Origin of the sequence: Streptomyces sp. NBC_01298, assembly GCF_035978755.1 — a bacterium.
Classification (GTDB): Bacteria; Actinomycetota; Actinomycetes; order Streptomycetales; family Streptomycetaceae; genus Streptomyces.
Window position 1 is genome coordinate 7166131 of record NZ_CP108414.1, and the last position, 24423, is coordinate 7190553.

Annotated in this window: 24 protein-coding genes; 17 read left to right on the forward strand and 7 right to left on the reverse strand. The window is 71.9% G+C overall.

All coding sequences use genetic code 11. The features are described from left to right. Positions 1–58: 58 nt before the first annotated feature. Positions 59–1069 carry a LacI family DNA-binding transcriptional regulator gene (locus OG730_RS32550; protein WP_327307575.1) on the reverse strand — a complete coding sequence of 337 codons (1011 nt, stop codon included), beginning with the start codon at positions 1067–1069 and terminating at the stop codon, positions 59–61. A 147-nt stretch (positions 1070–1216) separates the two neighbouring features. Between OG730_RS32550 and OG730_RS32555 the strand changes: the two genes are divergently transcribed. The 13 genes from OG730_RS32555 (at position 1217) to OG730_RS32615 (ending at position 14382) form a co-directional block, all read left to right on the forward strand. Beyond that, positions 1217–2506, forward strand: coding sequence for an MFS transporter (locus OG730_RS32555; protein WP_327307576.1), 1290 nt, complete (start codon positions 1217–1219; stop codon positions 2504–2506). Between the two features lie 146 nt (positions 2507–2652). Next, positions 2653–4014: a Pup--protein ligase gene (gene pafA / locus OG730_RS32560; protein WP_053678744.1), complete on the forward strand. Its 1362-nt coding sequence runs from the start codon at positions 2653–2655 to the stop codon at positions 4012–4014. Positions 4015–4158: 144 nt separating this feature from the next. Continuing rightward, a complete protein-coding gene (locus OG730_RS32565) occupies positions 4159–5097 on the forward strand; it encodes an FKBP-type peptidyl-prolyl cis-trans isomerase (RefSeq protein WP_327307577.1) in 939 nt (312 codons plus the stop codon). A 48-nt stretch (positions 5098–5145) separates the two neighbouring features. After that, the gene (locus tag OG730_RS32570) at positions 5146–5523 is read left to right on the forward strand and encodes an FKBP-type peptidyl-prolyl cis-trans isomerase (RefSeq protein ID WP_327307578.1); all 378 of its coding nucleotides are present in this window, start codon (positions 5146–5148) and stop codon (positions 5521–5523) included. Positions 5524–5669: 146 nt separating this feature from the next. After that, on the forward strand, positions 5670–6632 hold the full coding sequence (locus tag OG730_RS32575; protein ID WP_327307579.1) for a helix-turn-helix transcriptional regulator: 963 nt from the start codon (positions 5670–5672) through the stop codon (positions 6630–6632). Between the two features lie 171 nt (positions 6633–6803). Next, positions 6804–7799, forward strand: a complete 996-nt coding sequence (locus OG730_RS32580) for a helix-turn-helix transcriptional regulator (RefSeq protein ID WP_327307580.1) — start codon at positions 6804–6806, stop codon at positions 7797–7799. 23 nt (positions 7800–7822) lie between these two features. Next, on the forward strand, positions 7823–8035 hold the full coding sequence (locus OG730_RS32585; RefSeq protein WP_327307581.1) for a CpXC domain-containing protein: 213 nt from the start codon (positions 7823–7825) through the stop codon (positions 8033–8035). A gap of 26 nt (positions 8036–8061) precedes the next feature. Continuing rightward, positions 8062–8262, forward strand: coding sequence for a hypothetical protein (locus tag OG730_RS32590; RefSeq protein ID WP_243334039.1), 201 nt, complete (start codon positions 8062–8064; stop codon positions 8260–8262). 170 nt (positions 8263–8432) lie between these two features. Further along, positions 8433–8732 (forward strand): Sec-independent protein translocase subunit TatA, encoded by a 300-nt coding sequence (tatA, locus tag OG730_RS32595; RefSeq protein WP_243334040.1) that lies wholly within the window; start codon positions 8433–8435, stop codon positions 8730–8732. Positions 8733–8793: 61 nt separating this feature from the next. Further along, a complete protein-coding gene (gene tatC / locus OG730_RS32600; RefSeq protein ID WP_327307583.1) occupies positions 8794–9759 on the forward strand; it encodes a twin-arginine translocase subunit TatC in 966 nt (321 codons plus the stop codon). 37 nt (positions 9760–9796) lie between these two features. Further along, positions 9797–10723, forward strand: a complete 927-nt coding sequence (locus tag OG730_RS32605) for a diacylglycerol kinase (RefSeq protein WP_327307584.1) — start codon at positions 9797–9799, stop codon at positions 10721–10723. Between the two features lie 65 nt (positions 10724–10788). Beyond that, positions 10789–13641 (forward strand): DEAD/DEAH box helicase, encoded by a 2853-nt coding sequence (locus OG730_RS32610; protein WP_327307585.1) that lies wholly within the window; start codon positions 10789–10791, stop codon positions 13639–13641. Between the two features lie 90 nt (positions 13642–13731). Continuing rightward, positions 13732–14382: a helix-turn-helix domain-containing protein gene (locus OG730_RS32615; protein ID WP_327307586.1), complete on the forward strand. Its 651-nt coding sequence runs from the start codon at positions 13732–13734 to the stop codon at positions 14380–14382. On the opposite strand, the gene OG730_RS32620 is transcribed toward OG730_RS32615, so the two are convergent. Both OG730_RS32620 and OG730_RS32625 read right to left on the reverse strand, forming a co-directional pair. Continuing rightward, positions 14379–15356, reverse strand: coding sequence for an RluA family pseudouridine synthase (locus OG730_RS32620; RefSeq protein ID WP_327307587.1), 978 nt, complete (start codon positions 15354–15356; stop codon positions 14379–14381). The genes OG730_RS32615 and OG730_RS32620 overlap by 4 nt on opposite strands. Positions 15357–15431: 75 nt before the next feature. Next, positions 15432–16976, reverse strand: coding sequence for a serine hydrolase (locus tag OG730_RS32625; protein ID WP_327307588.1), 1545 nt, complete (start codon positions 16974–16976; stop codon positions 15432–15434). On the opposite strand from OG730_RS32625, the gene OG730_RS32630 reads away from it, so the two are divergent. Then, positions 16975–18072, forward strand: coding sequence for an IS4 family transposase (locus OG730_RS32630; RefSeq protein ID WP_327307589.1), 1098 nt, complete (start codon positions 16975–16977; stop codon positions 18070–18072). The genes OG730_RS32625 and OG730_RS32630 overlap by 2 nt on opposite strands. 162 nt (positions 18073–18234) lie before the next feature. Here the strand turns inward: OG730_RS32630 and OG730_RS32635 are convergent, their stop codons facing one another. From OG730_RS32635 to OG730_RS32645, 3 genes are all read right to left on the reverse strand, one after another. Continuing rightward, on the reverse strand, positions 18235–18498 hold the full coding sequence (locus OG730_RS32635) for a hypothetical protein (protein ID WP_327307590.1): 264 nt from the start codon (positions 18496–18498) through the stop codon (positions 18235–18237). Positions 18499–18580: 82 nt separating this feature from the next. After that, entirely contained in the window at positions 18581–19429 is an 849-nt protein-coding gene (locus OG730_RS32640) for a siderophore-interacting protein (RefSeq protein WP_327307591.1), read from the reverse strand. Between the two features lie 61 nt (positions 19430–19490). Then, positions 19491–20396: a 5'-3' exonuclease gene (locus OG730_RS32645; RefSeq protein ID WP_327309522.1), complete on the reverse strand. Its 906-nt coding sequence runs from the start codon at positions 20394–20396 to the stop codon at positions 19491–19493. 195 nt (positions 20397–20591) lie between these two features. On the opposite strand from OG730_RS32645, the gene OG730_RS32650 reads away from it, so the two are divergent. Both OG730_RS32650 and OG730_RS32655 read left to right on the forward strand, forming a co-directional pair. Continuing rightward, complete coding sequence (locus OG730_RS32650) at positions 20592–21245, forward strand: helix-turn-helix domain-containing protein (RefSeq protein WP_389437506.1); 654 nt, start codon at positions 20592–20594, stop codon at positions 21243–21245. Positions 21246–21271: 26 nt separating this feature from the next. Further along, positions 21272–21994 (forward strand): helical backbone metal receptor, encoded by a 723-nt coding sequence (locus OG730_RS32655; RefSeq protein ID WP_327309524.1) that lies wholly within the window; start codon positions 21272–21274, stop codon positions 21992–21994. 58 nt (positions 21995–22052) lie between these two features. Here the strand turns inward: OG730_RS32655 and OG730_RS32660 are convergent, their stop codons facing one another. Beyond that, on the reverse strand, positions 22053–23192 hold the full coding sequence (locus OG730_RS32660) for a TDT family transporter (protein WP_327307592.1): 1140 nt from the start codon (positions 23190–23192) through the stop codon (positions 22053–22055). A gap of 70 nt (positions 23193–23262) precedes the next feature. Here OG730_RS32660 and OG730_RS32665 point away from each other — a divergent pair, with 70 nt between their 5' ends. Further along, entirely contained in the window at positions 23263–24204 is a 942-nt protein-coding gene (locus tag OG730_RS32665; protein WP_327307593.1) for a LysR family transcriptional regulator, read from the forward strand. The last annotated feature ends 219 nt before the right edge of the window (positions 24205–24423 follow it).

Here is a 24423-nt window from a genome sequence, read left to right on the forward strand (position 1 = left end):
GCTGAGTGAGCGCCCCTGGCCTTCGGGTCGGGGGCGCTTTCGCGTTCCCGGGGGTTGGTCAGAGGGTCGGCGCGGGCCCCGTGGAGTCGCGGACGACGAGGTGGACCGGGATGTCGACCGGGGGACGGAGGCTGCCCGGGCTGCCTTCGAGGACGGCGAGGAGGGCGGTCATGCCCTGTTCGCCGACGCGTTCGGCGGGGAGGTGGACGGTGGTGAGTTCGGGTTCGACGGCGGTGGCGAGGGCGAGGTCGTCGAAGCCGGTGACGGAGAGGTCCTCGGGGATGCGCAGGCCGAGGCGGCGGGCGGCTTTGCAGGCGCCGGCGGCCAGGATGTCGTCGTCGCAGACGACGGCGGTGGGGCGGCGGTCCGCGGGGGTGTCCAGGGCGCTCTCCATGGCCGTACGGGCGGCTTCCACGCTGAGGTGGGCCCGTACGGTGCGCAGCTCGGCGGGGGGCGGCAGGAGGGCGGCGAGGGCGTCGGCGCGGACGGTGAAGGTCCAGGAGTCGATGGCGGAGGCGAGGTGGAGGAAGCGGTGGTGGCCGTGGGTGAGGAGGTGTTCGGCGGTTTGGCGCATGCCGTCGGCGATGGCGAGGTTGACGTGGGCGTGGGCGGTGTCGGCGGTGGGGTCGCTGTCGAGCATGACGAGGGGGAGTCCGTCGCCGCCGAGGGCGTGGAGGGCGTCGGCGGCCATGGAGGAGGCGATGACTCCGTCGAGGGCGGCGCGGGCGGAGGCGAAGGGGTCGCGGGCGGGGCCGGTGCCGTCGGGGGAGGGGTAGAGGACGACGCCGAAGCCGTGTTCGGCGGCGATGCGGGCGGCGCCGGTGTAGACGCGGGCGAAGAACTCGTTGGTGAGGGCGGGGACGACGAGGAGGGCGGTGCGGGTGGAGCCGAGGCGGAGGTTGCGGGCGGCGAGGTTGGGGCGGTAGCCGAGGGTCGTGGCGGTTTCGCGGACCAGGTCGGCGGTGCGTTCGGAGACGCGGCCGCGCCATTTGTCGCCGAGGACGAGGGAGACGGTGGCCTGGGAGACCCCGGCGGCGGTGGCCACGTCGCGGCTGGTGGGTCTCGTCACACGGTGCTCCTGTAGTGCGAGGTCACGGGGGGTGTGGGGGTCGGGTGGGTGGACCGTCCGACTGTGGTCATGGTACGTATGACCGGTCACGTTATACGTATTACTTGGGTGGTTCCCGGCTGGGTCCGGGCGGAAGAGGGGGCGGACATGGCCGCGGGTTACGCGGAGCTGCTCAGGACCCGGCATGCCGCGAGGCTGCTGGTGGGCACGCTCATAGGCCGGCTGCCGAACGGGGTGGGGCCGATCGCGATCGTGCTGTTCATCCGGGCGGAGGGTGGCAGCTACAGCCTGGCGGGGGCGCTCGCGGCCGCGTACGGGGTGTCGAACGCGGTGGGGCAGCCGTTGCTGGGGCGGGCGGTGGACCTGTTCGGGCAGCCGCGGGTGCAGTTGCCGGCCGCGGTGGTGTCGGCGCTGGGCATGGTGTGGCTGGCGCTGTCCGGTACGGGGTCGGTGGTGGTGGCGTACGCGGCGGTGGTGGTGGCGGGGCTGTTCACGCCGCCGCTGGAGGGCGGGCTGCGGGCGCTGTGGCCGAGCGTGCTGGGCGGCAAGGAGGAGCGGGTGCACGCGGCGTACGCGATGGACGCGGTGGCCCAGGAGGTCATGTTCACCGTGGGGCCGCTGCTGGTGACGCTGTGCGTGGCGCTGTGGGATCCGGCGGTGGCGCTGCTGGTGCTGAACGGGATCGGGGTGCTGGGGGCGCTGTCGGTGGTGGTGTCGGAGCCTTCGCGCACGTGGCGTTCGGAGCCGCGTGAGGCGCACTGGCTGGGGGCGCTCCGTTCGAAGGGGCTGCTGGCGTTGCTGGGGGCGTTCTTCTTCGTGGGGACGGCGCTGGGGTCGATCACGGTGGCGGGTGTGGCGTACGCGGACGAGCACGGTGGTCAGGCGGTGTACGGCTGGCTGATGGCGGCGCTGGGTCTGGGCGCGCTGTTCGGTGGTGTGCTGTACGGGGCGCGGCAGTGGGCGGGGGCGCCGGAGCGGCGGCTTCGGTTGCTGGTGGCGTTGCTGGCGGTGTGTTACCTGCCGTTGATGCTGGTGCCGGGTGTGGTGGCGATGACGGGGTTCGCGGCGCTGGCGGGGGTGTTCCTGGCTCCGGCTCTGGCGTGCGCGTTCATCGTGGTGGACCGGCATGCTCCGGTGGGCACGGTGACGGAGGCGTTCTCGTGGCTGGTGACGTTCTTCGGGGTGGGTGCGGCGATGGGTACGGCGGCTGCGGGTCCTTCGGTGGAGTGGGGCGGTACGGCGGCGGGGTTCGCGGTGGCGAGCGTGGCGGGGGCGGCGGCGCTGTTGGTGCTGACGCTGACTCAGCGGGTGCTGGCGCGTCCGGGTGCGAGCCGTGCGGTGGCGGGTTCCGTGTCGGGGCGGCCGGCGGGGGAGTCGGGGGCCGGGTCGGCGGGGCCGTTGGAGGGTTCCGCTGAGGCTTCGGTGACGGGGTCTTAGGCGGGCCGGCGGGCGTGTGGCGGGCGCGCGGGGGGCGCGTTTCGGGTGGGTGTCGGGCGGTCGCCGGGGTGGCCTGTCGGGAAAATGATCGAAACGGCGGCTGCGAACTCGGTTTCAGAACAGAGCAGAAGGCGTAATGTTCAGTCATGGACCGCCGCATTTTCGGGCTGGAGAACGAGTACGGCGTCACGTGCACGTTCAGGGGACAGCGCCGACTGTCTCCTGACGAAGTGGCGCGCTACCTCTTCCGCCGTGTTGTGTCATGGGGCCGCAGCAGCAATGTCTTCCTGCGGAACGGCGCCCGCCTCTACCTCGACGTGGGTTCGCATCCGGAGTACGCAACTCCCGAATGCGACAACCTGATCGAACTGGTCACCCACGACAAGGCCGGCGAGCGCATTCTCGAAGGCCTTCTCGTCGACGCCGAACGCCGCTTGCACGAGGAGGGAATCGCGGGCGACGTCTATCTGTTCAAGAACAACACCGACTCGGCGGGAAACTCGTACGGCTGCCATGAGAACTACCTGGTGGCCCGGCACGGGGAATTCTCCCGGCTCGCGGACATTCTGATCCCGTTCCTCGTCACGCGGCAGCTGATCTGTGGTGCGGGCAAGGTGCTGCAGACGCCCCGGGGCGCGGTCTACTGCGTGAGCCAGCGGGCCGAGCACATCTGGGAGGGTGTCAGTTCGGCCACGACGCGTTCGCGGCCGATCATCAACACGCGGGACGAGCCGCACGCGGACGCGGAGCGTTACCGGCGTCTGCACGTGATCGTGGGCGACTCGAACATGTCCGAGACGACCATGCTGCTGAAGGTCGGGGCGACCGATCTGGTGCTGCGCATGATCGAGGCGGGCACGGTGATGCGGGACCTGACGCTGGAGAACCCGATCCGGGCGATCCGGGAGGTCAGCCACGACATCACGGGTCAGCGCAAGGTGCGTCTGGCGAGCGGCCGGGAGGCCTCGGCGCTGGAGATCCAGCGGGAGTACTACGACAAGGCGGTGGACTTCGCGGAGCGCCGGGGCATCCGTACGGGTGTCGTGGACCAGGTGCTGGAGCTGTGGGGCCGGACGCTGGACGCGATCGACGCGGAGGACCTGGACCGGATCGGTACCGAGATCGACTGGGTGATGAAGTACCAGCTGATCGAGCGGTACCGGGCGAAGCACAACATGACGATGTCGAATCCGCGGGTGGCTCAGATAGACCTCGCGTATCACGACATCCATCGCAGGCGCGGGCTGTACTACCTGCTGGAGCGCAAGGGGCAGGCGGCGCGGATCTGCAACGACCTCAAGATCTTCGAGGGCAAGTCGGTGCCTCCGCAGACGACGCGCGCGAGGTTGCGCGGTGACTTCATCCGTCGGGCGCAGGAGCAGCGGCGGGACTTCACGGTCGACTGGGTGCATCTGAAGCTGAACGACCAGGCGCAGCGCACGGTGCTGTGCAAGGACCCGTTCCGGTCGGTGGACGACCGGGTGGAGAAGCTGATCGCGGGAATGTAGGGGGATGTGAGGAGTCGCAGGGCGCCGGTTGGGCCGCGCGCATCGCACTGATCTTGGCCAGGGCCTCGTACGGATCTCGTACGGGGCCCTGTCCACGCCTTAGAGTGGCGACGACCTATGTGCCGTCTGAGATCTGAGGAACACGTGCGCCGACTTGCCGGCCTGCTTGTCGTACCCCTTCTGCTGCTGTCGACAGCGGCTTGTGGCGACAGCGGCTCCGACTCCGCCCAGATGAAGAACGGGGCGCCCGCGATCACGAAGGGTGCCAAGTTCGGGGAGACTCCCACCCTGTCGAAGGGGGAGGGGAAGCCGCCGAAGGAACTGAAGGTGGTGACCATCAGCGAGGGTGACGGCCCGGCGCTGAAGAAGGGCGACATCGCCCAGGTCAACTACCTCGGCCAGGTCTGGGACGGCACGGAGCCGTTCGACCAGAGCTTCGGCAAGGGCAAGCCGTTCGACGTGACCGTCGGCGAGGGCCAGGTCATCAAGGGCTGGGACCAGGGCCTGCTGGGCAAGAAGGTCGGCAGCCGGCTGGAGCTCGTGATCCCGCCGGACCTCGGTTACGGCGAGCAGGGCTCGGGCGACAAGATCAAGCCGAACGCCACGCTGGTCTTCGTCGTGGACATCGTCAAGGGCACCTCGATCCCGGTTTCGGCCACGGGCAAGGCGGTCCCGCAGACGGACGCCGCCCTGCCGAAGGTCGGTACGAACACGGACGGCAAGGAAGTCTCCGTGGCCGTTCCGAAGGACGTCGCGGCGCCGACGAAGCTCGTGTCGAACTACGTCCTGGAGGGCGACGGCGCGGTCGTGAAGGACACCGACAGCGTGGTGGTCAAGTTCCACGGCAAGACGTGGAAGGACGACAAGACCTTCGAGAGCACGTACGCCACCGGGGCGTCCGTGACGTGGCCGCTGGCGGAGCTCCAGGTCAAGGGCCTGAAGGACGGGATCGTCGGCAAGAAGACCGGCAGCCGCATCCTGCTGGTCATCCCGCCGGACCAGGGTTTCGCCGACAAGGAGCAGGGCACCATCCCGGCCAATTCGACGCTGGTCTTCAGCCTCGACATCCTGGCCGTGGTGTAAGACTGTCCAGGTTGTCCCCCTGTTCGTAAGTTTTTGAGGAGCAGTTCCGTGAGCGACAAGCTCGAGAAGCCCGAGATCGACTTCCCTGATTTCCCGATCCCGGCGGACCTCGTGATCGAGGAGATCTGGGAGGGCGAGGGCGCCGAGGCCAAGGCCGGTTCCCGGGTCTCCGTCCACTACGTGGGCGTGGCCTACTCGACCGGCGAGGAGTTCGACGCCTCCTGGGGCCGCGGCGCGCCGCTGCAGTTCCAGCTCGGTATCGGCCAGGTCATCTCCGGCTGGGACCAGGGCATCCAGGGCATGAAGGTCGGCGGCCGCCGCAAGCTGGTCATCCCGGCCCACCTCGCCTACGGCGACCGTGGCGCCGGCGCTGCCATCAAGCCGGGCGAGACGCTGATCTTCGTGTGCGACCTGATGGGCGCCTGATCGATCCGCTGTGAAAGCGTGTGGGGCCCCTGCCTTCAAGGCAGGGGCCCTCGCTTTTGCCCTGGACCGCCGGGGCGGTACGGTCAGCGGTCACGAGGGTGTACCGGGGACACGACTCGAAGGTCTGGAAGGGCGGATGGGCGTCGATGGCGATTGCCAAGGCCGAGCGGCTGATGAATCTGGCGCTGTGTCTGCTGGGGACGCGCCGGCCGCTCAGCAAGCGGGAACTGCGCGGCTCCATCGAGGCCTACATGGAAGCCGGGAACGACGAGTCCTTCAACCGCATGTTCGAGCGGGACAAGGACGATCTGCGGGAACTCGGGCTGGTCATCGAGACCGTGGAGAACCTGGAGGGCGACACGGGCTACCTGGCCCGTCGTGACTCCAACCGGCTGCCGCCCGTGGCGCTGGACGCCGAGGAGGCCGCGGCCCTGGGGCTCGCCGCCAAGGTGTGGCAGCAGGCCCGGCTCGCCGGTGCGGCCAGTGGCGCGCTGCAGAAGCTGCGGGCCGGCGGCATGCCGGAGGCCTCGGACCCGTACGAGGGCCAGCACAGTGCGATCGAACCGCGGATCCCGGTGCACGAGGCGGCCTTCGAGCCGCTGATGCTGGCCTGCCGCGACCGCCGGCCGGTGGTCTTCGACTACCGCAAGTCCACGGCGGCGCGTCCCGAGACGCGGCAGGTGGAGCCGTGGGCGCTGGAGTGCTGGCGCGGCCACTGGTACCTGGCGGGCTTCGACCGGGACCGCGGGGCGGAGCGCGTGTTCCGGCTCTCCCGGATCACGGGCAAGGTCCGTTCGCGGGCCGCCAAGTACACCGCCGAGGTCCCGGACGTGGTGACCGTGCGGGAGACCGTGGCGAGCTGGGCCGGGGAGAGCGCGGAGCGCTCCGCGCTGATCCGGCTGCGGGCGGGGGCGGGTTATCCGCTGCGGTCCAGGGCCACGGCGGTGCGCGAGGGGGCCGGTGGCGAGGGCTGGGACGAGCTGGAGATCCCGTACGGGCACGGGCTGGACGCCTGGCTGGTGGAGTTCGGCCCCGATGTCGTGGTGCTGGAGCCGGCGGACCTGCGGGCGGGTGTCGTGGACCGGCTGCGGGCCGTGGCCAAGGGCTAGGGCCGGCCTGGCGGACGGCGCGGACGGCGCGGACGGCGCGGACGGCGTGGACGGCGCGATGGCGCGGACCGCGCGGAGCCGTGCGGGAGCGGGTAGACCGGGTGGACCGGGTGGACCGGGTGGACCCGGGCAAGATCAGTGAGCAACGCCCTGAGGGGGAGACGTACCAGCATGGCTGCCAACGCCATCGACCAGACGCGCCGGATGCTGTCCCTGGTGACGTACCTGCGCGAGCGCCCGGGTGCGCACGTCGCGGACGTGGCCCGGGCCTTCGGGATCACCGAGGACGAGCTGATCTCGGACCTCGACGTGCTGCCCATGTGCGGGACCAGCTTCCGGGGCGGTGACCTGCTCGACATCGACACCGACGGGGAGCGCATCTGGTGGCGCAACCCCGACGCCTCGGGGGAGTCCACCGCGGAGCCGCTGCGGCTGGCCGCCGACGAGGCGACGGCGCTGCTGGTGGCCGCCCGGGCCGTGGCCACGCTGCCGGGGCTGCGCGAGGGGGACCGCCAGGCACTGCTGCGGGCCACCGCGAAGCTGGAGGCGGCCGCGGGCGAGGTCGCCGGGGCCAGTTCCCGGCTGTCGGTGACCTTCGAGTCCGAGGGCGGGGTCTTCGCCGACGTGGACCGGGCCATCGCCGAGCGGCGCCGCCTGTGGCTGCGCTACTACTCGCCGGCGCGCGACGAGCTCACCGAGCGCAAGGTCGACCCGATCAGGCTGTTCGCCGTCGGGCACACCTACATGGAGGGGTGGTGCCACCTCTCCGAGGCGCGGCGGACCTTCCGGCTGGACCGGGTGGCGGAGATCCGGCTGCTCGACGAGCGGGCCGAGCCGCCGGCCATCGAGCCCCGCGATCTGTCCGAGGGGCTGGTGCAGCCGGCCGCCGAGGATCCGGAGGTCGTGGTCGAGGTGGGTCCCGGCGGGCGCTGGGTGGCGGAGTACTACCCGCACGACAGTGCGGAGGAGCTGCCCGAGGGGGGTCTGCGGATCACCTTGCGCACCCCCGATCCGGGTTCGCTGCGGCGCCTGGCGCTGCGGCTGGGCCGGGAGGGGCGGATCGTGGCCCCCGTGGAGCTGGCGGACAGCGCCCGCCGGGCGGCCCGGGAGGCACTCGCCGCCTATGAGGGCGGGGCCGTGGAGAGCGACGACGGGGACCGGGGCTGAGGGGCCGAGGGGGGATCCGCGCGATGTCGGTCGCGTTCAAGGCCTCCTGTCCCGACTGCCGGGCCCGCTTCGAGCTGGACGCGGGCGCCCTGCGCCTCGCCATCGGCGGCAGCCGGCGTACGACCTTCTACTCCTTCACCTGTCCCGAGTGCGCGGCCGCGGTCCGCAAGCCCGCCGGGGAGCGGATCGTGGAACTTCTGACGGGCGGCGGCGTGAGCACCCTGCGCAGCGTGTGAGGCGCGCGGTGGCCTAGGCTCGTCGCATGCTGTGGCCGATGTTCGCAATCGCTCTGGGCTTCCTCGGGCTCGCCGTGCTCGCCGTGCTCGCCGTGCGGGTCTTCGTGGAGGTGCGCAGGCTCTCCGTCCAGGTCGCGGACGCCGGGCGCCGGATCGCGGAGGCCTCCGCGGAGCTGGAGCAGGCCGCTACGGGCCTGGCCAGGGCCGGGCGCTCCGTGCGGCCATAGCCATCGCCGGGTAACCGTCGTACTGTCTGACCACGTAGGCGGTGATACCCCAGGGCATTGCCAGGCGTTAACCCCCGGGGGTTACGATCCATGTCAGAACGGCTCACCGATCTCGGTCAGAGCCGTCTCGACTACCACAACCAGCCGTTTCGGTGAGAAGGAAGACACACATGATCGGCAACCTGAAGCCCCTCGAGATCCTCCTGATCGTCGCCGTGATCTTCCTGCTGTTCGGTGCCAAGAAGCTTCCCGACATGGCCCGCTCGCTCGGCAAGTCCGCCCGCATCCTCAAGAGCGAGGCGAAGGCGATGAAGAAGGAGGGGGAGGCGGAGGACGCCGCCACCGCCGCTTCCGTCGCCGACCCGGCGCCCCAGCAGCAGGCCACGGCCCCGCGCACGATCCAGGCCTCGCCCGGTGACGTGACCAGCGCCCGCCCCGTGAACGAGCCCAACCACACCACGCAGGGCTGACGGCGGCCGGTCTTCCGGTCGCGCCCGCATCAGTCAACTGCAACGAGACAAGGGACGTGGGTTGCTCAAGTCTGCCCGCAAGCAGGAGAAGCTGGACAAGAAGGCGAAGGACGCCGAAGGGCGGATGCCCCTTGTCGAGCACCTGCGTGAGCTGAGAAACCGGCTGATGAAGGCGGTTCTTGGGATCCTCGTGATCACGATCGTGGCCGCGTTCTTCTACAAGGACCTCATCGACTTCATGATGAAGCCGATCCTGGACTCCGTCGGCTGCGCCAACGGCGTGGTCGCGCAGCGCAACGGGAAGCCCTGCGCCGCCATGACGGTCAACGGCCTCATCGCGCCGTTCTCCATCGCCCTGAAGGTCTCCCTGACCGCCGGTGTTGTGCTCTCCGCGCCGGTGTGGCTGTACCAGCTGTGGGCCTTCGTGGCCCCGGGGCTGCACAACCACGAGCGCAAGTACGCCGTGGGCTTCGTGGCGGTCGGTGCTCCGCTGTTCGGCGCGGGCGCGGTCCTCGCGTACAAGGTGCTGCCGCAGACCGCGGTGATCCTGCTGGAGTTCACCCCCGAGAACGCGAGCAACCTGCTGCCGGTCGACGACTACCTCGACCTGATCACGCGCATGATCGTGGTCTTCGGCCTGGCCTTCGAGCTGCCGCTGCTGCTGATCCTGCTCAACGTCACCGGGGTGCTGACCGCCAAGCGGCTGGCGAGCTGGTGGCGGGCGATGGTGCTGGGCATCACGATCTTCGCGGCGTTCGCGACGCCCACCGGTGACCCGCTGACGATGCTTGCGCTGGCCGCGCCGATCGTCGCCCTGTACTTCATCGCGCTGCTGGTCTGTTACCTCAACGACCGCAGGCGGGCCCGCAACAACCCCGACGCCGGCCTGGACGACGACGAGGCCTCCGAGGTGGACCTGACCCCCGCGACCGTGGGCGCGGTCGAGCCCGTGGCGGCCCCGGGCGCCCTGCCCGAGCAGGCCGACGGCGGACGCCAGCGGATCAACGGCTACGACGACGCCACCTGATCGACGAGGGTCCGCCCCGACGGGTACATTCCCGCGGGTGAGTGCTGAGATCACCCTCTTCGTCAATCCGACCGCCGGAAGCGGCCGGGCCGCGCACGCCGCGCAGCCGGCCGCTTCCGCGCTTCGTGAGGCCGGTTTCTCGGTGCGCAGCGTCGTCGGCGGCGATGCCCCCGACGCCCTGGCCCGGCTGCGGACCGCCGTGCGCGAGGGCACCGGGGCGGTGATCGCGGTCGGCGGCGACGGGATGGTCTCCCTCGCCCTGCAGGCGCTCGCGGGCACGGAGGTGCCGCTCGGGGTGGTGGCGGTGGGCACCGGGAACGATTTCGCGCGCGCGATGGGACTGCCCGTACGGGAACCCGCGCGGGCGGGCCGGCTGGCCGCCGAGGCGCTCAAGGAGGGCCGGGTCCGCGAGATCGACCTCGGCCGGGTGGGCGGGGTAGCTGCGGGGGACGGGGTTCGGGGCGGTTCCGGCGGTACCTGGTACGGGACCGTGCTGTGCTCCGGCTTCGACTCGCGGGTCAACGACCGGGGCAACCGGATGCGGCTGCCGGCCGGCCGGTTCAGGTACGACCTGGCGATGGCGCTGGAACTGGCCGCCTTCCGGCCCTTCCCGTACCGGATCACCCTGGACGGCGGCCCGGTCCTGGAGACCGAGGCCACGCTGGTGGCCGTCGGCAACGGCTCCTCCTACGGCGGCGGCATGCGGATATGCGCGGACGCCGTGCCCGACGACGGGCTCTTCGACGTCACCGTCGTCGGCGACTGCAGCCGCACCACCCTGCTGAAGGTGTTCCCCCGGGTCTACAAGGGCACCCACCTCGACCATCCGAAGGTGACCGTGCACCGGGCTTCGAAGGTGACGCTGGAGGCGGCCGGCATCACGGCCTACGCGGACGGCGAGCCGCTGGGTCCGCTCCCGGTGAGCGCCGAGTGCGTCCCGGCGGCCCTGCGGCTCCTGGCGTAGGCGGTCCGGGCCCGCGCAAAAGATCGCGACTGTTGTCAGGGGCGGCGGGTAGGCTCGAAGACAAGATGACCGAAGAACTTTCTCCCGCCGAGCGGTACGCCGCTGCCCGGATCCGCGCCGCCGAAGAGGCCTCCGCCCTGGCGCCCTTCCGTGAGATGTACGAATTCGACCTGGATCCCTACCAGATCGAGGCCTGCAAGGCACTGGAGGCCGGCAAGGGCGTCCTGGTCGCCGCGCCGACCGGCTCGGGCAAGACCATCGTCGGCGAGTTCGCCGTGCACCTGGCGCTCCAACAGGGCCGCAAGTGCTTCTACACCACGCCCATCAAGGCCCTGTCGAACCAGAAGTACGCCGACCTCGCCAAGCGCTACGGCGCCGACAAGGTCGGCCTGCTCACCGGTGACAACAGCGTCAACGCCAATGCCCCGGTGGTCGTCATGACCACCGAGGTGCTCCGCAACATGCTGTACGCGGGCTCGCAGGCGCTGAACGGTCTGGGCTACGTGGTGATGGACGAGGTGCACTACCTCTCCGACCGGTTCCGCGGAGCCGTCTGGGAGGAAGTGATCATCCACCTCCCCGAGTCGGTGACCCTGGTCTCGCTCTCCGCCACCGTCTCCAACGCCGAGGAGTTCGGCGACTGGCTCGACACCGTGCGCGGCGACACCCAGGTGATCGTCTCCGAGGAGCGGCCCGTACCGCTGTGGCAGCACGTCATGGCCGGCCGACGGATCTACGACCTGTTCGAGGAGGGGTCCGACCACGGCGGCCGCGGTTCCGCGCGCCGCGAGGTCAACCCCGACCTGCTGCGGATGGCGCGGGAGGAGAACAGCAGCCGGTACAGCCCGAAGGACCGGCGGCGCGGAAAGATGGTCCGCGAGGCCGACCGCGAGCGCGAGCGGCGCTCCCGGGGCCGGATCTGGACCCCTTCGCGTCCCGAGGTCATCGCCCGGCTTGACGGCGACGGGCTGCTGCCCGCCATCAACTTCATCTTCAGCCGGGCCGGCTGCGAGGCCGCCGTCCAGCAGTGCCTGTACGCGGGGCTGCGGCTCAACGACGACACCGCGCGCCTGAAGGTGCGCGAGGTCGTGGAGGAGCGGACCGCGTCCATCCCCACCGAGGACCTGCACGTCCTGGGCTACTACGAATGGCTCGAAGGCCTGGAGCGGGGCATCGCCGCGCACCACGCGGGCATGCTGCCCACCTTCAAGGAGGTCGTCGAGGAGCTGTTCGTACGGGGTCTGGTGAAGGCCGTCTTCGCGACCGAGACCCTGGCGCTGGGCATCAACATGCCGGCGCGCACGGTCATCCTGGAGAAGCTCGTCAAGTGGAACGGCGAGCAGCACGCCGACATCACCCCCGGTGAGTACACGCAGCTGACGGGGCGGGCCGGGCGGCGCGGCATCGATGTCGAGGGCCACGCGGTGGTGTTGTGGCAGCGGGGCATGGACCCGGCGGGCCTGGCCGGGCTCGCGGGTACCCGTACGTATCCGCTGCGCTCCAGCTTCAAGCCCTCGTACAACATGGCCGTCAACCTGGTCCAGCAGTTCGGGCGGCACCGTTCGCGCGAGCTGCTGGAGACCTCCTTCGCGCAGTTCCAGGCCGACCGCTCGGTCGTCGGGATCTCCCGGCAGGTGCAGCGCAACGAGGAGGGCCTGGACGGCTACCGGGAGGGCATGACCTGCCACCTGGGGGACTTCGAGGAGTACGCGCGGCTGCGCCGCGACCTCAAGGACCGTGAGAACGACCTGGCCAAGCAGGGCGCCGCCCAGCGGCGGGCGCAGGCGGCGACCTCGCTGGAGAAGCTGAAGCCGGGCGACATCATCCACGTGCCGACGGGCAAGTTCGCCGGGCTGGCCCTGGTGCTGGACCCGGGCGTGCCGGCCGGGCGGTCCAACGGGCACCGCGGGTACGAGTACACCGAGGGCCCGCGCCCGCTGGTGCTCACCGTGGAGCGGCAGGTCAAGCGGCTCGCCGGGATCGACTTCCCGGTGCCGGTCGAGGCCATCGAGCGGATGCGGATCCCCAAGACGTTCAACGCCCGTTCCCCGCAGTCCCGTCGGGACCTGGCGTCCCAGTTGCGGAGCAAGGCCGGGCACATCACGGTGGAGCGGCACCGGGGCGGCCGGGCGGCCGCGGCCGACGACCGGGAGATCACGCGGCTGCGCACCGCCCTGCGGGCGCACCCGTGCCACGGCTGCGACGAGCGCGAGGACCACGCGCGCTGGGCGGAGCGCTACCACCGGCTGCAGCGGGACACGCGGCAGCTGGAGCAGCGCATCGAGGGTCGGACGAACACCATCGCCCGCACCTTCGACCGGATCCACGCGCTGCTGACGGATCTGGACTACCTGCGCGAGGACGAGGTGACCCCGCACGGGCGGCGCCTCGCGCGGCTCTACGGAGAGCTCGACCTGCTGGCGTCGGAGTGCCTGCGGGCCGGTGTCTGGGAGGGGCTGAGCCCGGCCGAACTGGCGGCCTGCATCTCGGCGCTGGTCTTCGAGGCCCGGCAGTCCGACGACGCGGTCGCGCCGAAGGTGCCGGGCGGCGCGGCGAAGGCCGCGCTCGGCGAGATGGTCCACATCTGGGGCCGGCTCGACGCGCTGGAGGAGGAGCACGGCATCAACCAGGCGGAGGGCGTGGGCCAGCGCGAGCCGGACCTCGGCTTCGCGTGGGCGGTGTACCAGTGGGCCTCCGACAAGAGCCTGGACGAGGTGCTGCGCGAGGCGGAGATGCCGGCCGGTGACTTCGTGCGCTGGTGCAAGCAGGTCATCGACGTGCTGGGGCAGGTGGCCGCCGCGGCGCCTTCCTCTTCGGCGCCGCCGTCTTCGGAGGGCGGGAGCACCGTGGCCCGCAACGCCCGCAAGGCCGTGGACGCGCTGCTGCGCGGTGTGGTGGCCTACAGCTCGGTAGGGTAGCCGGACTTGTAGGTTCCTCTAGAGGCGGTCATGGCCGGATCTCATCTCTTGCCATGATCGCTTCGGCGTGTCCCGTGGGAAAATCGGGCCATGACTGGTGGAACGGATGACGGGCCGAGACGGGTCGGTCGGCCGCGCGCCGATCAGCTGAGACCGGCGAGCGGGCGGCCGCCGCGCGAGGAACTCCTCTACGCGGCGGCCGAGTTGTTCACGGTGAAGGGGTACGCGGCGACGACCACGCGGGCCGTGGCCGAACGGGCCGGAATGCGCCAGGCCACGATGTACCACTACTTCGCCGGCAAGGAGGAACTCCTCGCCGAACTCCTGGAGTCCACGGTCGCGCCCTCCCTGGAACTGGCCCGCCGGCTGGCCGGGGAAGCGGACCGGCCCGCCGGCCGCCGGCTCTGGGAGCTGTGCCGCTCGGACGTGATGCTGCTGTGCGGCGGTCCGTACAACCTGGGCGCGCTCTACCTGTTGCCCGAGGTCGCCGGTGCGCGCTTCGCCCGCTTTCGCCGGATGCGACAGGAACTCAAGGACATCTACCGGGAGTTGCTCGACGGGACCCGCGTCGGAGTCGAACTCGCCGGTGACAAGGCTGGATTGGTGCTCCGCAACGACCTGGTCTTCGGGCTCATCGAAGGCGTGATGCTGATCCACCGCTCCGATCCGGGGCGCCCGGTGGCCGCCTTCGCGGAGGCCACCGCCGACGCGGCGCTGCGGATCGCGGACGTCCCCCGCTAGGGAGTCCTCGGTTCCTCGCATCCCTCTTCCCATCCGGGCCGGTCGTCCCAGGCCCGCAGGGTGCGGCCGCTCTCGATGCGGTGTGCGATCCCGGTGACGGGGTCGGTGAACTCCAGGGTGCGGGCCAGGAGCTGGAGCGGGCGCCGGTAGTCGTCGGGCGCCGGGTCGCGGACCACCGGATAGACCGGGTCGCCCAGGATCGGCAGGCCCAGGCTGTTCATGTGGACCCGCAGCTGGTGGGTGCGCCCGGTGTGCGGGGTCAGCCGGTAGCGCCCGGTGTCCCCCTTGACCGCGATGAGTTCGGCCAGGGTCTCGGCATTGGGCTCGGCGCCCGCGACCTCCGTGGCCGCCATCACCCCGCGGACCTTCTCGATGTGGCTGCGCAGGGTCCGGGGGAACTCCACCGCCGGGTCGTGGGGCGCGAGCGCCTCGTACTCCTTGCGGATCCGCCGCTCCTGGAACATCAGCTGGTAGGCGCCCCGGTCCTCGGGGCGGATGCTGAACAGCACCAGTCCGGCGGTCATCCGGTCCAGCCGGTGCGCGGGGCTCAGCGCGGGCAGGCCGAGCTCCACCCGGAGCCGGGCCAGGGCCGTCTGGAAGACGTGGCTGCCGCGCGGGGTGGTGGCCAGGAAGTGCGGCTTGTCGGCCACCAGCAGGTGCTCGTCGCGGTAGACGACCCCGATGGGGAAGGGCACCACGGGCTCGGGCGGCATGTCCCGGTGGAACCACAGGAAGGCGCCGGGCTCGTACGGGTCCTGCGGCCGCAGCACCCGGCCGCCGGGGCCCAGCACCCGGCCGTCCTGGAGCAGGCGGGCCATGGACTGGGCGCCGCGCGTGCCCTCGTAGCGTGCCGTGAGGTAGGAGCCGAGGTCCGGCCAGGTCCCGTCCGGGTCGGGGGGCAGCCGCATGCGGACCGGGTCGATGCCGGAGACCTGGGGCAGGGGCGCGTCGGGGATGTGGGATCTGCGCTTCACCGGGTACAGGCTATGCGGCTGGGTCGGCACCGGCGGCCCGGGTCGTCACCCGCGGCCCGGGTCGTCACCCGCGGCCTAGCCCCGGGTGAAGGTGCCGAGGTGGTCGGCGTCCAGGTGCTCGATGCGGACCGTGCGGTCGGCGGGGGAGAAGAACACCCCGGTGCGGCCGACCGCGTTCTCGCCGGTGGTCTCGTAGCTGAAGGTGTCCCCGTCGTAGTGGGTGAGGGGGAAGACCATCGGCTCCGGGCCGAGGGACAGGGTCAGCTTGCCCTCGCTCGTGGCCGCCACGGTCGCCTTGCCGTAGTAGGGGTTGTCGTAGGTGCCGGCGTAGGTGGAGTCCTTCCCGGCCGGCTTCGCCCCGGTGGGCGGGTGGGCGTAGTCGGTGGGGGAGCGGCCCTCCGCGTTGATCCGCGCGTAGAGGGCGCCCGTCAGGGCCAGCCAGTCGGTGGTGGCCCTGCCGTGTTCGGCGGTGTCGAAGAAGTCGGCGGCGATGGCGTCGGGGAGGCCGACGGGGGCGCCGTTGGTGAGGACGACGATGCCGAGCTCCTCCAGCGGGAGCATGCCGACGCTGGTGTTGGCGCCGAGTTCGAAGGCGCCGGAGTGGCTCAGGCGCAGGCGGCCCGCGTCGTCGTAGTTGACGTTCCAGCCCAGCCCGTAGAACCCGGTGCGGCCGGTGGGGGAGGCGGGCGGCTGCGACACGATCTCGGGGAGGTGGGTGCGGGCGAGGGTGTCGGCGGGGATGATCCGCTTGCCGTCGAGGGTGCCGCCGGAGAGCTGGAGCCGCAGCCAGCGGGACATGTCGCGGGCGGTGCTGCTCACTCCGCCGGCGGGGGCCTGGGCGTCGGGGTCGCGGACGTAGCGGGGGCTCCAGGTGCCGTCCGCGTTCCTGACGTGGGTGGCGGCATGGTCGGGGGCGTCGACGAAGGCCTGGAACCCGGTGCTGGTGTGCGTCATGCCGGCGGGCTTGAAGAGGGTGTCGGCGCTGAGCTTCTGCCAGGTGGTGCCGCGGGAGCGGGCGAGCGCCTCGGCGGCGGCCGTGAACCCGAAGTTGGTGTAGGCGTAGCCCGCGCGGAAGGGGCTCAGGGGCGCCAGGCGCAGGTGGTCGAGGATGTACGCCTGGTCGTAGCCGAGGTCTTCGAGGAGGTCGCCGGCGTGGTCGGGCAGGCCGCTGCGGTGGGAGAGCAGGTCGGCGGTGGTGACGTGGGAGGTCACCCACGGGTCCTTGAGGGCGAAGCCGGGCAGCTCCGCGTGCCGGTCGAAGTCGGCCGGGTCCTTGAGGACCCCGGCGGCGACGGTGGAGGAGACCGGCTTGGAGAGCGAGGCGATCTGGAAGACGGTGTCGGGGCCCACCGCGGCCGGGTCCCCTACGCGGCGCAGGCCGAAGCCCTTGAGGTAGACCACCTCGTCGTCGTGGACGACGGCGACGGAGACGCCGGGAACCCCGGTGCGGCGCATCATCTCGGCGACGGTGGCGTCGAGGCTCCGCACGGCCGTGTCGACCTGGGCGTCCGTGAGCTGGGCGGTGGGCGCGGGCGGCGGGCTCGGGGCGGCGGTCGCGGTCCCGGCCGAGGCCAGGAGGGCGGCTGCTCCGGCTGCCGTGAATGCGCGGAGCGTACGCATGGGCCCATTGTGCCGCCGAACGGGTGATCCCGCGCTGCGGCTCGTCCCTCGCCGCCGGATACGGGGGCCGGCCCGGGCCCATGCAGTTGCCTTAGAGCTGCGGGGATCGTTGCCTGCGTGTGACGGGGTGGGGCGCGGCCGGCGGGTGCGGATCGGGATTCTGACGAAGGTGTTCACGGCCGAGCTGGTCGACGCGGCGATAGCCAAGCACGACCGTGCCGAGCGGCGCCGCCGACTCCTGCCGGCGAGGCTGGTCGTGTACTTCGTCCTGGCCCTGTGTCTGTTCGCCCGGGAGTCGTACGAGGAGGTGCTGCGGGTACTGACCAGCGGCATCCCGGGCAGCCACGCTCTCGCACGGGTGAACCGGTCATCGTTGTGCCGGGCCCGCGCCCGCCTCGGCGAGGACGTGTTGGAGACCGTGTTCCGCCAGGTGGCCGGCCCGCTCGCCGCCCCGGCCGCGCCCGGCGCATGGTGGCGAGGACTGCGGCTCCTCGCCCTGGACGGCACCCAGTTCGATCTTCCGGATTCGACGAGTAACGGCGACACCTTCGACGGCCCCTCCACCACCGGCGGCGTCCCCTTCGGCTTCCCCCAGGTCAGGGCGGTGGTCCTCGCCGAGATCGGGACGCACGGAGTCCTCGACGCTCGCCTCGGCGGCTACCGCGACGGAGAACGCAGCCTCGCCTACCCGCTGGCGGGCTCCACCGGCCCCGGCGACCTGGTCATCGCCGACCGCGGCTTCTGGTCGGTCGAGTTCGCGCACGTCTTCACCGTGGCGGGCGCGGATCTGCTGGTCAGGCTCCAGTCCAACCATCTCGGCACCGCTCAGGAAGAACTACCGGACAGCTCGTATCTGTCGATGGCGCGACCAGGCAAGGAGGTCCGACTCCGAGCCGCGCGAGAGGGCCGGACTCTGCCCCGGCACGTGATCTACCGCGTCATCACCTTCACCAAGGACGGCAAGGTCGCCTATCTGGGCACGACACCCGCTCGTTCACCGAGGCCAGGCGGGAGGCCCGCGCACGCCTCCTTCCGGCCCGGCGTAATCGCGACTGCCCACGCGCAATCAAGAAGCCGAACCGCTGGCCCGTGCTGAGGACACGCGCTAGACGCGGCGCTGTGCAACCAGGCCGCCGGTCCCACAACCCGACCTCGAAGCCGAAGAGCACCCGCCGGACCGGAAGACCGGTACTCAGGGGAACCCGAGCCTCGTCACCGCCTACGGATTAGGTGACGAGGGACCGGCTGCGGGCTCAGGTCAGCCAATCCAGTCTCGGAATCGGGCGTGTGATGGTCCGCACGCGCCGGCGGCCAAGGCATCCTCGTAAGCCTGCCCGGCTACGGCTTCCATCTCCTCCGCCGAGGTGACAGCGGACACGAGGCCCCCCGAGCCGACCGCTGAGTGGATCGTGCATCGCGGATAGACCGGCTGAACGGCGTACCACCCGAAGGCGACAACGGCAGCCAGCATGGCCAGGGTGATGAAGCGGCGTCTGGGTGTGTGGAAGAACGGGTTGATCACCTATGGATGGTACGGAGCGTGCCTGACCCGCTGGCCCGCGCCCCACTCCGTCACAGACGGGGCAACGATCCGCGCCGCCGGGTCAGGACGTGGCGGCTGCCAGGGGGCGTTCCTGTTCGGCTTCGACTTCCGCGTTCCAGTCGCGCTTGATCGCGCGCCAGCCCTCGTCCGTCTCGCCCAGGCGCCAGTAGCCGGAGATGGACAGGCGCTCGCGGGGGATGCCGCGCTCGACGCGCAGGTGGTGGCGCAGCGATCTGACGAAGCCGGCCTCGCCGTGCACGAACGCGTGTACGTCGGAGGAGGGGAAGGCCAGGGCCTGGACGGCCTCGGCCAGCGCCTCCCCGATCGGGCGGGAGCCGCGGTGGATCCAGACCGGGGCGATGCCGTCGGGGGTGGTGATCTCGAGCTCGTCGAGCGGGCCCTCGACCTCCACGAGCGCGTGCACCCGCGCCCCGGCGGGCATCCGCTCCATCGCCGCGCCGATCGCCGGCAGCGCGCTCTCGTCGCCGACCAGCAGGTGCCAGCCGGCCACCGGGTCCGGGGCGTAGGCCCCGCCCGGGCCGAGGAAGCGTACGAGTTCACCCGGCTGGACGCGGGCGGCCCAGGGGCCGGCCAGGCCCTCGTCGCCGTGGACCACGAAGTCGAGGGTCAGTTCCAGGAGGATCGGGTCCCAGGCGCGCACCGTGTACGCGCGCTGGCGCGGCCATTCCTCGCGGGGGTGGACGGCCTTGATCCGGTCCAGGTCCCAGGGGGTGGTGTAGGTGACTCCCTCCGGTGCGAAGAGCAGTTTCACGTAGTGGTCGGTGAACCTGCCCGCGCCGAATCCGGCCAGACCCGCACCGCCCAGCACGATCCGCACCATGTGCGGACTCAACCGCTCGGTCCGCACGACCACCGCGGTGCCGACCTTGCGGGCTCGTCCTTCTGCCACGACGTCTCCCTGACTCTCCGACCCTGACTCCGTGAAGCTTAGGATTACCTAAGTTAGCACCTCAAAGGCGAAGTGCGCTGCCCAGACGTTCCACTGCCCCACTCAGGCCCCACCTGTGCGCGAGCGCCGCGACCAGATCCGGCTGTGCCGGAGCGGCCGGGAGCGCCGGGTCGAACGGCGGAAGCGGAACGTCCGAGGCGACCTGGACCACCTTCGGGGCAACCGCCAGATACGGCCTCGATTCGTCCAGCCGCTTGCGCTGGGTGGGGGTCAGCTTCGACTTGGGGTCCTCGATCGCCGCGATGATTCCGGCCAGATCCCCGTAGGCGTCCAGCAGCTTCGCCGCCGTCTTCTCGCCGATGCCGGGGACGCCCGGCAGGCCGTCGCTCGGGTCCCCGCGCAGCAGCGCCAGATCGGCGTAGCCGGGGCCGTCCACCCCGTACTTCTCGCGGAGCCAGGCCTCGTCGGTCACCTGGAGGGTGCCCACGCCCTTCAGCGGGTACAGGACCCGGCGCCGCTTCGCGTCGTCGACCAGCTGGTACAGGTCGCGGTCGCCCGTGACGATGTCCACCGGGCCGGTGGCGCGGCCGGTCAGGGTGCCGATCACGTCGTCGGCCTCGTACCCGGCGACACCCACCCGGGCGATGCCGAAGGCGTCCAGGGCCGCCTCGATGATCGGGACCTGCGGGGCCAGGGTGTCCGGGGTCTCCTCGACGTCGGGGCCGCTCTCCGTCTCCTGCGCGACCCGGTGGGCCTTGTAGGAGGGGATCAGTTCCACCCGCCAGTGGGGACGCCAGTCGGCGTCCATGCAGGCCACCAGGTCGTCGGGGCGGTGGTCCTGCACGAGGCGGCCGATGAAGTCGAGCAGGCCGCGGACGGCGTTGACCGGAGTGCCGTCGGGGGCCTTCACGGAATCGGGCACGCCGAAGTACGCGCGGTAGTAGAGGGAAGCGGTGTCCAGGAGCATCAGGCGTCGTGTCGTCGTCACGGTCACGATGATGCACCGAGGGCAAACGGAAAGTGGCGCGGGTGCGGCCTGCTCTGCTCGTGAACGCGAAACCGGGGCCGGTTGCTGCGTAAGGTGCTTACAGCACACCGATGTGCGATGTGCGACGCGCGATGTGCGACGGACCGACCGGGACAAGGGGAGGGCAGCCCCGCCATGGACGACAGGGACGGCACCGACGGCAAGAACGGACGCGGAGCGACGATCGGCGCGGACGACAAGGAGCGGGATCGGGACAAGGAGTCCAAGGAACCGCTGCGGGTGGGCGTGGCCGTGCGCAAGAGACGCCGGGCCCTGCAGCTGACCCTCGCGGCGGTGTCCGCGCGCAGCGGGCTGTCGGTCCCCTTCCTGAGCCAGATAGAGAACGAGCGGGCCCGGCCCAGCATGCGGTCCCTGGAGCGGGTCGCCGACGCCCTGGAGACCACGGCCGTCGATCTGCTGGCCGCTTCCGACACCGCCCGTACGGTGGACCTCGTACGGGCCGGCGACGAGTCCGCGCTGACCCCCGTTCCCGGCGTACGGCCCCTCGTGCGCGGGCACCACCAGCTGCACGCGCTGGAGTTCACCGGGGACCAGGACGCGGGCCGCGAGTACCAGCACCGCAACGACGAGCTGATGTACGTGGTCTCGGGCGCCTGCCAGGTGGAGGCCGAGGGGCGGGCGTACCGGCTGGAGAACGGCGACGCGCTGTTCCTGTCCGGCGGGGTGCGCCACCGCTGGCGGGCCGTCACCGAGGACACCCGGATCCTGATCGTCGCGGTCGGCGAGCACATCCACGCGACCTCCGAGCCGCCCTCGCCCGGACAGTGACCGGGACGGTGACCGGGGCGGTGACCGTGCGCGTCGTTTCGCTGGTGCCGTCCCTGACCGAGGCGGTGGCCGTGAGCGCGCCCGGGGCGCTGGTCGGGGTGACCGACTGGTGCACGCATCCGGCCGCCGCTCTGGAGGGCGTGGCGCGCGTCGGGGGGACGAAGAACCCCGACGTACGGGCGATAGCGGAGCTGCGCCCGGATCTGGTCCTCGCCAACGAGGAGGAGAACCGGGCTCCGGACCTGGCCGCGCTGCGGGAGGCGGGGCTGGAGGTGCTGGTCACCGAGGTACGGGACCTCCCGCAGGCCCTCACCGAACTGGACCGGGTGCTCGTGGGCGCCATGGGGCTGAAGCGGCCCGGGTGGCTGGCGGACGCGGAGGCTGCGTGGGCCCGCGTGGAGCCCGCCGGACCGCCGCGGACGGCCTTCGTGCCCATCTGGCGCCGGCCCTGGATGGTGCTGGGGCGCGACACCTTCGCCGGGGACCTGCTGGCCCGCCTCGGCGTGCGCAACGCCTATGCCGGGCACGCGGAGCGCTACCCCGGGATCCCGGCGGCCGAGCTGGCCGCCGCCGGCTGCGAACTGGTGGTGTTCCCGGACGAGCCGTACCGCTTCACGCCCGGGGACGGGCCCGAGGCCTTCCCCGGTATCCCCGCCGCCTTCGTCGACGGCCGCCACCTGACCTGGTATGGCCCGTCCCTGGTGGAGGCGCCGACGGCTTTGGCCGCTGCCCTGCGGGCCCCGGTCTAGGCCGTAGCTTTCGGATCTTGCCGGCGCCGCCGGCCCGGCAAGATCCGACAGCGACGGCCTAGCGGGGCGCTGCCAGCAGGCGGCCGGTCGCGAGGCCGCGCAGGGTGTTCGCGGCGGCCAGGAGCCAGGCGGTCAGCAGGGCCAGGAAGAGGGCCGCGGCCAGCCAGGAGAAGGCGGCGAGACCGGTGTGCCGGGCCAGTCCGGCGGCTCCGGTGACGCAGGTGCCGACGGGGAAGGTCAGCGCCCACCAGGTCATGGCGAACCCCATGCCGCCCCGGGCGGCCCGCAGCAGCATCGCCGCGGCCAGCGCCAGCCACAGCAGCGCGAATCCCATCACGGGGACCCCGTAGACGACCGCGAAGGCGGAGAGGGCGCCCGAGTACTGGCCCGCCATCGACCGGGGCGCCATGTCCGCGAGGGAGTTGACCGCGGTGGTGGACTGGCCGAGGGGGCCCAGGACCAGGAACAGGGTCGGGGTGAGGAGCAGGGGGAGGGGGCCGTGGAAGATCAGCCGGCCGAAGATCAGGGGGAGCAGCAGCAGGGTGGCGAGCAGGCTGAGGCCGAACATCGCGTAGCAGCCGAGCAGCATGGCCTCGCGGGCCTGGCCGGCGGGGAGGTGGGGGATGAGCAGGGGGCCGAGCGCCGCGGAGACCATGGGGGCGACCACCGGGAGCAGCCAGACGGGGGTGGCCTGGTGGGCCTCGACCTTGTGGCGGACCACCATCAGGTAGGGGACGGCGACGGCCGCGAGGAGGCCTATCGCGGTGCCGGCGGTGAACAGGAACGTGTCCACGGCCACGGCGGCGGGGACCCCGATGAGGTCCTTGCCGACGATGAGCGCGCCTCCGCCGACGGCCAGCAGGGCCATCGAGAGGCAGCCGTAGAAGGGGGCCACGGCGGGGTCCAGCAGGTGGGCGCGGGCCTGGTCGCGGTGGTGGAGCCAGTGGCCGGCGCGGGCGGTCAGCAGGACCGCGAGGGCGGTGGCGGCCAGCACCCAGAAGATCTGGCAGACCACGCGCTGGCCGGGCAGCTGGTACGGGAGGGTCGCGCCGGCATTGGCGATGATCGCCGTGCCCATGACGGAGGCGTACCAGTTCGGGCCGAGGTGCCGCAGGGAGGGAGCCTTGTGGGCTGTGGTCTGGAGGGCTCCGCTGGTCCCGGAGGTGGTGGGAGCGGGGCGTACGAGGGTGGTGGCCATGGATCCAGCGTCCCGCCGGGCGGGGCCGGACGGCAGAGGGTGTCTTCCTATGAGGGCATAAACTGAAGTTATGGGTAATGGGCGCGGTCATGAGGAGTGGGTCGAGGGGCAGCTTCCGCTGGCGCACCGGGTCCCGGACCTGGGAGCCATGGAACTGCTGCTCGCGGTCGCGCGCATGGGCAGCCTGAGCGCCGCCGCGCGGCGGCTCGGGATCACCCAGCCCGCCGCCAGCAGCCGGATCCGGGCGATGGAGACCCGGCTCGGGGTCGCGCTGGTGGACCGCTCCCCGCGCGGGTCGACGCTGACCGCGGAGGGCGCGCTGGTCACGGACTGGGCCCGGCGGGTGGTGGAGGCGGCCGAGGCCTTCGACGCGGGCGCGCAGGCGCTACGGGGCCGCCGCGACTCCCGGCTGCGGGTCGCCGCCAGCATGACCATCGCGGAGTACCTGTTGCCCGGCTGGCTGATCGCGCTGCGCGGGCAGCGGCCCGACACGGCGGTGTCGCTGCACGCGGGGAACTCGGCGGTGGTGGCGGAACGGGTGCTCGCGCACGAGGCGGACCTCGGCTTCGTGGAGGGGCTGAGCGTGCCGGAGGGACTGGACTCGGTGGTCATCGCGCAGGACCGCCTCGTGGTGGCGGTGGCCCCCGGGCACCCCTGGGCCCGGCGCACGCGCGGGGTGGAGCCGGCGGAGCTGGCGGCGACCCCGCTGATCCTGCGGGAGCGGGGGTCGGGGACCCGGCAGGTCCTGGACGCGGCGCTGGCCGGGTGCGGGGGGCTGGCGGAGCCGCTGCTGGAACTGGCCTCCACCACCGCGGTGAAGGCGGCGGCGGTGAGCGGGGCCGGGCCGTGCGTGCTGTCGGAACTGGCGGTCGGGGACGAGATGGCGGGGCGGCGGCTGGTGTCCGTGCCGGTGCTCGGAGCGGGGCTGGAGCGGGAGCTCCGCGCGGTGTGGCCCGCGGGGGCCCGGCCGGCGGGGCCCGCGCGGGATCTGCTGGCGCTGACCCGGCGCTGACCCCGGCGCGGGGCAACCCTGCGGCGCCCCTTGCCGCTGCGCGGGCGGAGTTCCCCTACCCGCTCTTCGCCCGTTCCCCGGGCTCTGCCCGGACCCCGGTCCTCAAGCGCCGGACGGGCTGGAGGGGTGCCGGGCTGCGCCCGGACCTCCTGGGGCTCCGCCCCGGACCCCGGTCCTCAAGCGCCGGACGGGCTGGCCTCCTGGGGCTCCGCCCCGGAC